Origin of the sequence: Luxibacter massiliensis (genome assembly GCF_900604355.1) — a bacterium.
GTDB classification, from domain to species: Bacteria; Bacillota; Clostridia; order Lachnospirales; family Lachnospiraceae; genus Luxibacter; species Luxibacter massiliensis.
In genome coordinates this window covers 1,446,162-1,458,394 of the sequence record NZ_UWOE01000001.1, presented here as the reverse complement: position 1 = coordinate 1,458,394, position 12,233 = coordinate 1,446,162, and the positions used below count along the sequence as shown (strand labels likewise).

The 12,233-nt window shown below is 47.3% G+C and carries 12 protein-coding genes; all 12 read right to left on the bottom strand.

Annotated features, from left to right (window positions below; translation table 11 throughout):
* Window positions 1-12: 12 nt before the first annotated feature.
* Complete coding sequence (gene gltX / locus EFA47_RS06690; RefSeq protein WP_122642567.1) at window positions 13-1,473, bottom strand: glutamate--tRNA ligase; 1,461 nt, start codon at window positions 1,471-1,473, stop codon at window positions 13-15.
* Window positions 1,466-2,248, bottom strand: a complete 783-nt coding sequence (locus EFA47_RS06685) for an SIR2 family NAD-dependent protein deacylase (RefSeq protein ID WP_122644434.1) — start codon at window positions 2,246-2,248, stop codon at window positions 1,466-1,468. Before EFA47_RS06685 ends, gltX begins: the two co-directional genes overlap by 8 nt.
* A gap of 178 nt (window positions 2,249-2,426) precedes the next feature.
* Window positions 2,427-2,867, bottom strand: a complete 441-nt coding sequence (locus EFA47_RS06680) for a threonine/serine exporter family protein (RefSeq protein ID WP_122642566.1) — start codon at window positions 2,865-2,867, stop codon at window positions 2,427-2,429.
* Window positions 2,864-3,640 carry a threonine/serine exporter family protein gene (locus tag EFA47_RS06675; RefSeq protein ID WP_235853230.1) on the bottom strand — a complete coding sequence of 259 codons (777 nt, stop codon included), beginning with the start codon at window positions 3,638-3,640 and terminating at the stop codon, window positions 2,864-2,866. The genes EFA47_RS06680 and EFA47_RS06675 overlap by 4 nt, the downstream gene beginning before the upstream one ends.
* A 122-nt stretch (window positions 3,641-3,762) precedes the next feature.
* Window positions 3,763-5,247 (bottom strand): leucine-rich repeat domain-containing protein, encoded by a 1,485-nt coding sequence (locus EFA47_RS06670; RefSeq protein ID WP_122642564.1) that lies wholly within the window; start codon window positions 5,245-5,247, stop codon window positions 3,763-3,765.
* A gap of 201 nt (window positions 5,248-5,448) precedes the next feature.
* Window positions 5,449-6,882: an adenylosuccinate lyase gene (gene purB / locus EFA47_RS06665; protein ID WP_122642563.1), complete on the bottom strand. Its 1,434-nt coding sequence runs from the start codon at window positions 6,880-6,882 to the stop codon at window positions 5,449-5,451.
* A 36-nt stretch (window positions 6,883-6,918) separates the two neighbouring features.
* Window positions 6,919-7,626, bottom strand: coding sequence for a phosphoribosylaminoimidazolesuccinocarboxamide synthase (gene purC / locus EFA47_RS06660; RefSeq protein ID WP_122642562.1), 708 nt, complete (start codon window positions 7,624-7,626; stop codon window positions 6,919-6,921).
* Between the two features lie 196 nt (window positions 7,627-7,822).
* On the bottom strand, window positions 7,823-8,512 hold the full coding sequence (locus tag EFA47_RS06655; protein ID WP_122642561.1) for an amino acid ABC transporter ATP-binding protein: 690 nt from the start codon (window positions 8,510-8,512) through the stop codon (window positions 7,823-7,825).
* Between the two features lie 11 nt (window positions 8,513-8,523).
* The gene (locus tag EFA47_RS06650; protein WP_122644433.1) at window positions 8,524-9,174 is read right to left on the bottom strand and encodes an amino acid ABC transporter permease; all 651 of its coding nucleotides are present in this window, start codon (window positions 9,172-9,174) and stop codon (window positions 8,524-8,526) included.
* A gap of 53 nt (window positions 9,175-9,227) precedes the next feature.
* Window positions 9,228-10,079 carry an amino acid ABC transporter substrate-binding protein gene (locus tag EFA47_RS06645; RefSeq protein WP_122642560.1) on the bottom strand — a complete coding sequence of 284 codons (852 nt, stop codon included), beginning with the start codon at window positions 10,077-10,079 and terminating at the stop codon, window positions 9,228-9,230.
* Window positions 10,080-10,198: 119 nt separating this feature from the next.
* Complete coding sequence (locus tag EFA47_RS06640; protein ID WP_122642559.1) at window positions 10,199-10,966, bottom strand: hypothetical protein; 768 nt, start codon at window positions 10,964-10,966, stop codon at window positions 10,199-10,201.
* Window positions 10,941-12,224, bottom strand: a complete 1,284-nt coding sequence (locus EFA47_RS06635) for a DUF5716 family protein (protein ID WP_122642558.1) — start codon at window positions 12,222-12,224, stop codon at window positions 10,941-10,943. Before EFA47_RS06635 ends, EFA47_RS06640 begins: the two co-directional genes overlap by 26 nt.
* Window positions 12,225-12,233 lie beyond the last annotated feature (9 nt).

The following is a 12,233-nucleotide window of genomic DNA, read 5'->3' as shown; positions in this document are numbered from 1 at the left end:
ACATACCTCTTTCTATCTGCCTAATTTCTCAATGGCCGCCTGAATTCTCCTTACAGACTCCTGCCTGCCAAGGATCTCCATGAGCTCTGTGGCGCCTCCCGGCGTATTCTGCTTGCCTGAGACTGCTGTCCGGACAGGCCACATGACGTAACCGTTCTTACAGCCTTTCTCTTCTGCATAAGCTTTGAGCGTCTCAAACAGTGCGTCGTTGCTGTAATCCTCCTGCTTTTCCAGGATGGGAAGCAGCTCCTGCAGCACTTCCAGTGAGGACTGCGCATTGGTTTTCATTTTCTTATGTGTATACATCCCGATATCATAGTCCGGAAGTTCCTCAAAGAAATCTATCTGTCCCTGCATATCGGGCAGTGTCTCGATTCTTGTTTTTACAAGGGCCGCAATTTTCTTTAAATCATATCCTCTGGTAATAGTCTCTTTGATATAAGGCTCTGCCATCTCATAAAAACGGCCGAAATCCATAGCTTTTAAGTACTCGCCGTTCATCCACCTAAGCTTCACTGTATCAAAAACTGCGGGAGATTTACTCATATGCCGGTAGTCAAAAGCTTTCACCAACTCCTCCAGAGAAAAAATTTCCCGTGTGTCTGCAGGACTCCACCCAAGCAATGCCACGAAATTCACCACAGCCTCTGACACAAATCCCTGGCCGATTAAATCCTCGTATGACGAATGGCCGCAGCGCTTGCTGAGCTTCTTATGGTTTTCATCTGTAATCAGCGGGCAGTGTACATAGATAGGAATATCCCAGCCGAAAGCCTCATATAGCCGGTTATATTTAGGCGCAGAGGACAGATACTCATTCCCTCTGACTACATGGGTAATCTCCATAAGGTGGTCATCCACCACATTGGCAAAATTATACGTGGGGAAACCGTCGGATTTAATAAGGATCATATCATCCAGCTCTTCATTGGGAACTGTAATATCTCCATATATCTCATCATGGAACGTTGTAGTCCCCTCGTTTGGGACATTCAGGCGGATCACCCAAGGTTTGCCTGCGGCCAGGTTCGCCTCAACCTCTTCCTTCGAGAGTCCCAGGCAGTGTTTGTCATAGACAACGATATCCGTGCCGTTTTCTTCTGAGACAGAGGTTTTCAAGGATTCCAGCCTCTCTTTGCCGCAAAAGCAGTAATAAGCATCTCCCTGCTCTACCAGCTGCCTGGCATACTTTAAGTACACCCCAGAGGCATTCCGCTCACTCTGTACATAGGGCCCATATCCCCCATCCCTATCCGGCCCCTCATCGTGTACCAGGCCAGTTTTCTCAAGGGTTCTGTAAATAATATCCAGGGCTCCTTCCACAAACCTCTCCTGGTCTGTGTCCTCCACGCGCAGGATAAAATCACCGCCCTCATGTTTGGCAATCAAATACGCATACAGCGCTGTCCTTAAGTTCCCCACATGCATCCTTCCAGTGGGACTTGGTGCAAATCTTGTTCTTACTTTACTCATGTCCAATCTTCTCCATTTTTTGTTTCTCTTTGATTTTCTTCTGGTAGGCCTTTACAATCTTTTCCAAGGCGTCATCTACCCTGCTGTATATAAGCACATTTGCCAGCTTATCGGAAAAGTGCTCCTCATTGGTGACCAAAATCAGCTTATCTCCTGCATAATACTGAATCAGCTGATGGCAGAGGGCGGCGTGCAGCCCAGTCCCCAGAACCAACAGCACATCTGCTTTCTGTATCTCTTCCGCCGCCTTGGTGACAATGCCATTGTCCACCATCTCCCCAAACAGGCATATTTTAGGGCGGACTGGGTTCTTGCACTCCTGGCACAGAGGGATCCCCTCTGCTTCCATTATATATTCCATAGAATATTCTTTACCGCAATGGGTGCAAAAATTCTCATATACAGAGCCGTGCATATTGATGGCATGTTTGCATCCTGCACGGTCCAAAAGGCCAAACAGCCTTCTCGTTATCTCTGCCTGTACCAGTCCATACTCCTCCAGCTTCTGTAAATTTATAAATCCCTTTCCCGGCGGAATTTTTGTGGGTTCCAGCATCTCCTTTTTGTAGAAATCAAAAAACAATTCTTTTCTTGTCGCATAAAAAGTACTGCTCAAGATTTCTTCCGCAGAGTAGCCATATTTCTGTTCTATGTCATACGACACATCCCCATCTCTCAACCCCGGATACCCATTCTCAAAAAGCATCTGTATCCCGCACATGGCTACCGTATACTTGCTCTCCATAAGAATCTGCAATATGTTTTCACTTCTCATACTATCCCGCCCTTTCCCCACTGCCAGGGCCATTTACATGCCCGGCCGGAACAAAACTTCCTGTACCTCGAACACCTGTCCCAGCAGCCTCTGCCGTCTTATAATACCTAAAGCCAGGCATAACGGAACTGTTCTTATTATAGAACAAGTACCGCAAATGTTCAACAAACAAAAAGGGCTATTTTTCACTGTCTTTTTTTCTAATGCGTACCTTAAATAAGGTATCCACGACAAAAATCGCCAATGCTATGACACCCGCTATTTCAAGTGTCTGTATCAGGTAAAAGCTGCTGTTTGATCTGTCATTGGAGATAATATAATATACGATTCTGTACATACCGGCGCCGGGCACAGTAGGAAGGATCCCCGCAATTAGAAATGTAGTGACAGGAGCTTTAAAAATCCTGGCAAATGTGTGGGATGTGATGGCAATAGCCAGGGCAGAAAAGAAGGAGGCCAACACCACGCCCATCCCCTCCTGTATACTGAAAAGATAGACAAAGCCGCCGATGGCCCCTGCAATCCCCCCGTGGAGCAGATACTTCCTGGGCGTCTCCAGAAGGGCCCCAAATGCAGTCACTGCCACAAAACAGCCTGCCACCCCTAAAAGCAGCCTCAAAACAAACCACCTCCCGGATACACGGCGCCTGCCAGTGCAATTCCCACGCCCACGCCGAGAGCTATGGCCGCAGCCTTTAGAAATGCCTCCAGAATCCTGGCCGCCCCGGATATATAATCTCCCAGAAGTGTGTCCCTGACAGCATTGGTTATTGCCACACCTGGGACCATGGGCATGATGGCGCTTATAATCACAACATTCTCATTAAACTCTGGAATCAGTATTTTCAGAGAGATAGCGGCGAGAGCTATCCCCAGGGAGGAGATCATATCCAAAATAAAGCTGTTGAGCTGCAGCCACTTCCCTAATGTGGCCAATACAGCCAGCACCCCTCCGATGGCTGCTGAAACTCCTATTTCCGGCATACCCCCGCCAAACAGTGGGGCAAACCCTGCAGGTATGAGAATCAGCGCAAGATTGCACATCCATGTACTGTACTGTCTCCCCTTTATATTTTTCAGGCTGGTATAAACTTCTTCAATAGACAAAATCCCTTCACAATACTTTCTTGAAAGATCATTGACCATCATAATCCTATTGAGGTTTGTCCCTCTGTCCTGCACTCTCTTAATGACCGTTATGGGTTCCATGTCAGGATTGCCTATGGTGGCCACAATCCCAGTCATCATTACAATGACTTCCACCATTTCTGTGCGGGCAGTGCGCAGAATATGGTTCATCGTATCCTCCACCCTATAGGTCTCCGCCCCACTTGTGAGCATAATCTCCCCGGCCATAACTGCCGCATTCATAATCAGCTTATAATCCATCATCTCACCTGCTTTTTGGCTGTTATTATTCCTGAAAGTGTGTCTGGCCATTCATAATAGCCGGGGGATTATCTGAATTACAGGAATGGCCCTGATTCGGCCTATCCTAAGCGCAACAGGGATTATCACTCCACATCCGGCTGGCCCTCAGCCTCGTAGGAAGAGTTTGACTCCACTGTGGCTCCAAGGCTGCTGAAAATATGGATATACTCTTCCTGGTTTTCCACCGGGACGGCCACTACCTTCCCAAAGCCTCCGCCCTCCCCGAACACAGCGCTGCCGACTTCAACATAGGAACAGGCTCTCATATCTATCCTGTCCAAAAGTGAACCGGCAAAGGCATAATCCGCAAATCTTGTCACATATTCCGGAACCAGATAACTTCCAATTCTTCCTCCAGGAAATGCGAGAAGGGAAGTCATGCTGCTGTCAAAAAGAATTCCATCCGGACTTGCGTAATTGGGATTCGCAGCATCTGTCTCAATCCATTGTAAATCTGTCAGTCCCGCCAAAGCACCATCCTCAATATAGGTGATGTTTGCCGGAATATAAATGTCTACAATGCCAGCACCTACGCCATCGAAGGCCCCGAAAGCAATTCCGCTGCACCCTTCAGACGGAAGCGCAAGAGATTCGCCGTCCGCCACAAGGCCGGCCTCGGGATTATACCCATAAATCAGTCCTTCTTCGCTGATCAGAAAACCTTCCGCCGGTACAGTGCCTGTCCCTTCATCTGAGGGAACATCCGTCTCCGGTATACTTTCATCCGGTACTTCATCTGTCGGAATGTCTGCTCCCGGAGTGTTTTCATCCGGTACTCCATCTGCTGGAATATCTGTCCCTGGAATACTGTCTTCCGGCGCTCCGCCTGTGGGAATATCTGTTCCCGGAGTTTCTTCTTCGGCAGGTGGATTTGGCAGTACAACATCAGCAGGGCCGTCTGCAACTATGTTGTCGGCCGAGTCCCCAGGCATCGGCGTTGTTTCCGGTTCATCAGAAACTGTACCGTCCGCAGCACTTTCCGGCAGTACAGGTTTCTTTGACGCCATGTTATCTGAGGGCACTTCCGAATCAATGCTGCCAAAACCGAAGCTGCTTCCCAAATTACCTGTCAGAGCTGCAGGCACATGATTTTCTGCATTTCTCTCTACAGGGCCGGGAACTGCAAAGATTTCAGCATATACATTTTCACCGGATGTCGTATGTATTTCAGGAGATGAAAAACTGCTGATGTGATTCGCCTCCCCAGCCGGAACATTCATCTCAAAGTCATCGTCTCTTCCTTTTACAAATGACTCTGCCGACAATTTTCTAGCACGCCTTTCCCGGTTAAAGTATCTCAGGCTGTCTTCCAACCCAGAAGAGGGAATCTCCAAAGCTGAAATTCCCTTGAAAGTATCCCTATTGTCCCCACCGATACTCCTGCCCCGGCCGTCATCCATCAAACTTTCTTGTGCAGACGCATAATCAGCGTCCCCGTTTGAAAATCTCATAGCCGGCAGCTCCAATACCATTCCAATCATAAAAGCCAGCACTACAACAGCACCAAAGATACCTGAGATTTTCTTCTTGAATCCCTCGTCTTTAATGACCCTTCCACAATATTCCATTCTCTCTGCCTGTACCTTTCTATAGTTATTCCAAGACTACCACATAGTTATCAATTCTACATAAGAAAAAAGAATGCCGCAATCATTTGCAACATTCCTTTGCATATTCTTATGAGCATGTTTGGTCATGGATATACATGGCTGATACCTACAGTCAGCGGCCATAAATTACCAAACACACTCACTGGTTTCCCACCCTTTTTATACGTTGATTTCCGCTTTCATGCCGAGAAGTTCCTCATTCTCCTTAAGGAGGGGACGGATCACATTTTTCAGATATGCCTCTGCCTGCTCTGCCGCGCGCCCCACATAGCGGGAAGGCTCCATTGTCTTTTTTAAGTCCTCCAAACTTAGGTTAAATGCGCTGTCAGCTGCAATCAGCTCAAGGAGATTATTATCCAAACCTTTTTCTTTGACATTTTTCCCGGCCTCCATAGATAACTCCCTGATTCTCTCATGGAGTTCCTGCCGGTCTCCCCCTGCTTTTACCGCGTCCATCATAATATTTTCTGTTGCCATAAAGGGCAGCTCAGACATCAGCCGCTTCTCAATTACTTTCGGGTATACTACAAGGCCATCCACTACGTTCAGGCATAAATCCAGGATGCCGTCGATGGCCAGGAACCCTTCCGGCAGGCTTAATCGTTTATTGGCAGAATCATCTAAAGTCCTCTCAAACCATTGGGCCGCAGATGTAACTGCAGGGTTCAGCGCATCAATCATCACATATCTGGACAGGGAAGCAATTCTTTCACTTCTCATGGGGTTTCTCTTATATGCCATGGCAGAAGAGCCTATCTGCGTCTTTTCGAAGGGTTCCTCCACCTCTTTTAAATGCTGCAGCAAGCGGATATCATTTGAAAACTTATGGGCGCTGGCTGCGATTCCTGCCAGGACGTTCAACACACGGGAATCTATTTTCCTGGAGTACGTCTGGCCAGATACAGGGTAACATGCTTTAAATCCCATTTTTTCAGCTATCATTGGGTCAATCTTATCGATTTTATCCTGATCCTGGTCAAATAACTCCAAAAAGCTGGCCTGTGTCCCTGTGGTCCCCTTAGATCCAAGGAGTTTTAAACTCCCCAATACATAATTTAAATCCTCCAGATCCATCTCAAATTCCTGCATCCACAGCGTGGCCCTTTTCCCCACTGTAGTAGGCTGGGCCGGCTGGAAATGGGTAAACCCAAGGGTAGGCTGGGCCTTATATTTTTCAGCAAAATCTGCCAGTTCTGCAATCACATTGACCAGCTTCCTGCGGACCAGCTTCAGTGCCTCAGCCATTACAATAATATCTGTGTTGTCGCCCACATAACAGGAAGTTGCCCCCAGATGGATGATCCCCTTGGCTTTCGGGCACTGGACGCCGTAGGCGTATACATGGGACATAACATCATGGCGCACAGCCTTTTCCCTCTCTTTTGCCACATCATAATTAATATCATCTGCATGGCTTTTCAGTTCTTCTATCTGTTCGTCGGTAATATTTAACCCCAGCTCCTTTTCTGTCTCTGCAAGGGCGATCCAAAGTTTTCTCCAAGTCTTAAACTTCTTGTCCGGCGAAAATATATACTGCATCTCTTTGCTGGCATAGCGCTCAGAAAGAGGACTGACATAACGCTCTGTACTCATAGATAAATCTCCTGTCCTTATCCGAATTTGAAAATCCTACTGAATGCCTATACGCTTGAAAACTTCCTGGTACGCGTCCTCTACATTTCCCATATCCCTGCGGAAACGGTCCTTGTCCAACTTTTCATGCGTCTCTTTGTCCCACAGCCTGCATGTATCTGGTGAGATCTCATCTGCCAGAATAATATCGCCGTGGAACCTGCCAAACTCAATCTTAAAATCAATCAGTTCTATCCCCGCTTCATCGAAGAACTTTCTCAGCACATCATTCACCTTAAATGTATATTCGGTAATCTTGTCGATCTCATCCCTCGTGGCAGCGCCAATAGCAATGGCGAAGTAGTCATTGATCATAGGGTCTCCAAGATCATCATCCTTATAACTGAACTCCAGGGTAGGCGCCAGCAGCTTCCTGCCCTCCTCGATTCCCAGCTTCTTGGAAAAACTGCCCGCAGCCACATTTCTCACAATCACTTCAAGGGGCACGATCTCCACCTTTTTTACTGCTGTCTCCCGGTCGCTTAACTCCTCCACATAGTGGGTGGGAACCCCCTCTTTTTCGAGAATCTGGAAAATATAGTTTGTCATCCGGTTATTCACAACGCCTTTTCCCACAATGGTTCCTTTCTTCTCCCCGTTAAATGCAGTAGCGTCATCCTTATAATCCACAATCACAATATCTGGATCCTCTGTGGCAAATACCTTTTTTGCTTTTCCTTCATAAAGCTGATCTAATTTCTTCATACGTTTACACCTGTCCTTTTTATTTTTTCATTCACCTGCAGCAGCATGTCCCAGCATCCTCTCACACCGCCTGCAGGGTTTGTACTGCCGTAATGCTGCAAACACCCGGAAACAAGGTCTGCATGATGATTATAATACAAGGCAGAGAGAAAATCAACATTCCCTCTGCCTTGTTCTATTCTGTATGTCCTATGTCTTACTGCTGGGCCGTCAGCTTGCCCAAAAATTCTTTCATCCTCACATTCGTAGAGCCAAACACCTCTTCTGGCGTACCCTGTTCAGCAATGATCCCTTTATCCATAAATATAATCTGATCCGCCACATTCCGGGCAAAATTCATCTCATGGGTCACAATCACCATGGTCATATGTTCAGCAGCCAGGTCGCGGATCACTTTCAGGATCTCGCCTGTCAGTTCTGGATCCAGTGCAGAGGTAGGTTCATCAAAAAATAGGATTTTAGGGTTCATAGCCAGCGCCCTTGCAATGGACACTCTCTGCTGCTGGCCCCCTGACAGCTGATAGGGGTAAGCATCCTCTTTATCCTCAAGCCCCATCTTGGCAAGCAGTGCGCGGGCCTCTTTATATACTTCTTCCTTATCTCTTTTCTGCACCTTTATAGGGGCGTCTGTAATATTCTTCATCACAGAAAAATGAGGGAATAAGTTAAAATTCTGAAAGACCAGGCCGAATTCTCCCTCATAATGTATCTCGCCTGCATCCGGCGTCTCCAGATGCGTGGCGCAGCGTAAAAGTGTGGATTTCCCGGATCCAGAAGGCCCAATAATCGCCAGCGCCTCCCCCTGGTCTACCTTCAGGGAAATGTCCTTCAATACCTCGTTGGCGCCAAAGCTTTTCTTTATATGCTTCATCTCCAGCAAACTCATAACATTCCCTCCTACTTATAGTAATTCAGCTTCTTCTCCAGGGCTTCCATCACTACCGCCACAATCAGATTGAACACGTAATAAAAAATCCCGGCCCCAATCAGGGGGACCACTGATGTCTGCGCCGCCGCTATCTGCTTTGCTGTGGTAAACATCTCTGGAAGAGCAATTGCAAATGACAGAGATGTGTCTTTGACTAATGTAATTACCTCGTTTGTCACAGAAGGGAGAATCCTCTTAATTACCTGGGGAAAAATAATACGGAAAAATGTCTGTCCCCCGCTGTACCCTAAAAGCCGCGCCGCCTCATACTGCCCAGTGGACATAGACTCAATCCCGCCTCTGTATATCTCGGCAAAATAGGCAGCATAATTTATTCCAAAGGCAATCAGGGTGGCGGTCAGCCTGTAGGATGCACTGATACGGATCCCCAATATGTAGTACGGGCCGAAATACACAACCATGAGCTGCAGCATGAGAGGGGTTCCCCGCATGATGGAGATATATGCCTTTGCAGCCCACTGTATAATTTTAATTCTGGACATCCTTCCAAATGCCACAAGCAATCCCAATGGAAGGGACAAAAGAAGCGTGGCCAGAAATATTTCCACAGACACGACCATCCCGCTGCTCAGCTGGCCAACCATTTCTAAAATACTTATATCCATTTTATAATCCTCCAGAACATGCCCTGTAATACTTTATATAATCAGGCCTATTTGCCTAAGCACACGGCATCTTCCACGCCCCATTTTTCTGCAATTGTAAGGAATGTGCCATCCTGTGCCATCTCATCTAAGGTCTTCTGAACCTGGTCTTTCAGCTTTTCGTTGCCTTTCTTAAAGCCCACCGCATACTGCTCTGATGAGATTGTCTCATCCAGTGTTATATATCCGCCTCCTCTGGACTCAATCTGATATTTAGCAACACCTACATCCATTGCCACTGCATCTGCGGCGCCGGCTTCCAGATCCATGAATGCTGTATTATAATCTGGAACCTGTGTCAGGCTGCCAAAGGTAGAGGCCAGTTCTTTCTGATCTCCCTCCAAGGCTGCCAGGGCAGAAGAATCCGCCTGCACTTCCACAATCTTACCGGATAAGTCCTCAAGAGAGGCGATCCCTGCATCTTCTGCAACCACTACCACCTGGCTGTTATCCACGTAAGGCTCTGACCATGTATAGTCATCCTCCCGTCCATTCATAGTAAATCCATTCCAGATACAGTCAATGGTCCCAGAGTCCAGTTCCATATCCTTTGCATCCCAGTCGATAGGCTGCTTTGCCAGCTCCCAGCCATTTCTGTCACAGATTTCCTGGGCCAAATCCAAATCAAACCCTACATATTCTCCGTCATCATCTTTGTAGCCATATGGGGGAAAACTGGCATCAAAGCCAACGGTAAATGTGTCTCCCTCCGCCTTCTCCTCATTGACTGCCTCAGTCTTTGCCTCATCTGCCTTTGCGCTGCCGCCTGCATCCGCCCCCTCGTCTTTCTTGCCGCATCCCGCTGTCAGGGCCGTCAGCACAAGGGCCGCCGCTAATGCTGCTGCTAATCTCTTCTTCATAATGTACGTCCTCCTCACCGCGGCGCTTTATTCTTTTATCAATTGATTACTTTACCGCGTTAAAATTCCTGGACATAATAACATATTTCTGCCCTGATGTCAAATCGATGGCAGAAGGGTTAAATATGGCTTCTCCTATACTGCTGCTTCCACTTTTCAAGGAGTACCGGGGTCATCTCCATCTGCAGGTGCTGCCTGATTTCCTCCATCTCCCGGCGCATCTGTGTATTGATCTCAGCATAGTCATCATGCTTTGTGAGAAGAATATGGTACTCCTCCAGTGACATATATTTATAGGAAGCGTACAGATAAGGGCGTAAAAGCTCCTTATCCTCACAGATCTGGTAGGCCCTGTCATACATCCTGGCAGATTCCTGATACAAAAACAGCCGGCCATAGGCAGCCCCCAGTCCTGCATAGATCTTCCCGTAAAATTTAGGATCCACACTGTCATCTGTCTCTTCGTTCAAAATAGCTTGATAGACCAGGATCGCCTCTTCAATCTCACCGCTCTCAAGGAGATTGTCCCCTTTATATTTCTGGCGCTCGATATCCTTCTGGTTCTTCAGGCGCTCCAGGACATTCTGAATCCTTATCATCTCTGGTTCCCTGAAAATTCGGGAACTCTTTAAGATGGTAAGCACGAATTTCTCGACAGACCCGCGCATTCTGATCTCATCCCGCAGGTTCCCTGCCAGAACCCCCATGCCGATCTCTTCCTCCAGCCAGGTACAGAGCTGCTCATTCATAATTGTATAGTCGATCAGGTAGAGGTTGTTGCACAGATAATAGCATAACTCTTCAATTGTAAATATTTTGCAGTGTATCCTCGTAATCTCATAAGGATGCGTCGCATGTCTGTCATGACAGAGAATTAAACTTCCCATCATTGCCTCCTAAATGTAAAATCTTCTCTTCCTGAAAATCCGTGGGAAGGAAAAACTCACCGAATCCCACATCTCTAACCGTAATCTTACATGTCTTTTCATCCAAAAATAATGTCTCTATCTGCAGCCGCATGGAATACTCCCCGCGCTTTGCAAATCTCTCCAGGGAAATCACCTCTGTTTTCAGAGTTCCCTGCACCAGGGACTCCACATGAAGCTCAATATCCTCCACATCCTCCAGCAGAACTTCCCACTGATTATTAGATTCATACCAGTGTGCCCCCCAGGATACAATGGGATACCACATCTCCTGGCCATCTACCCTCATATTGATAGTAATCTGGTCTGTCAGTTTTGTCTCCGAGAGATAAACGGGATCCTCAATATGCATGAACATCTTACGGTAAGCCGTATAACATGCGCCCTTACTGTAAAGATTGTTCCCGATAAAAGCCCTGCGGCCATTACAGAGAACCCGCAGGGAGATAGGATACCAGTTATTCTCAAACCCTTCCCCAGTCAAAAATACAGATGAGACAATCCTCTTGTCAAATACGCCTTCTATAAACTTACAGAACCTGGCATCCGCCTCCTTTGCCTTATCCTCATTCAGTACCGGATACACGGCCGCAAGTTCCTTCATGTGTGCACTGGCCACCTCATCCACTGTCACAAATGTGGTCTTGCCGCCGCCTAACCCTGGCTTTAAGCGGCGCAGCATATACGCCTTAATTTCATTTCTGTCACAGCAGAAAAGGGCGGCTTCATACTGCCAGAGTTCCTTTGGCTGATAAAACAGGTAATTACAAAAACTCTCCTTATAATCCTGGATAAATATATGCCTTTTATCTATATTCATCCGCACTGCTATGCCGCGCAAAAGCTGTGCCAGCTCCTCTGTCAGTTCCGGCACGCTGAACACAATCCCCTCTATCTGGGGAAATGCCTGCAGCGACATCTGCACAAACTTGGACAAAAGCCAGACCGCGTCATAAGTCTCTTCGCCAAACTCGATCTTATCCCCTGCCAGGCTTTTTTCCAGAAGCCTGGTGACAGTAAAGCCTTCTTTGATGGTCACCAGCCTCTTTGCCTCTTTGCCATAGGCCCATGTGTCCCTCAGCTTGCCGATAATCAGCGGAATCTGAAAGTTATCTGCATCCACCTCCAGCGTTTCCGGCTCCAGCTGCTGATCATTATAAAAACTTATCTGGCAGGATTTGTCATTTATCTCATATCCAATTATATTGCCTTGTCCCATAGCTGACAG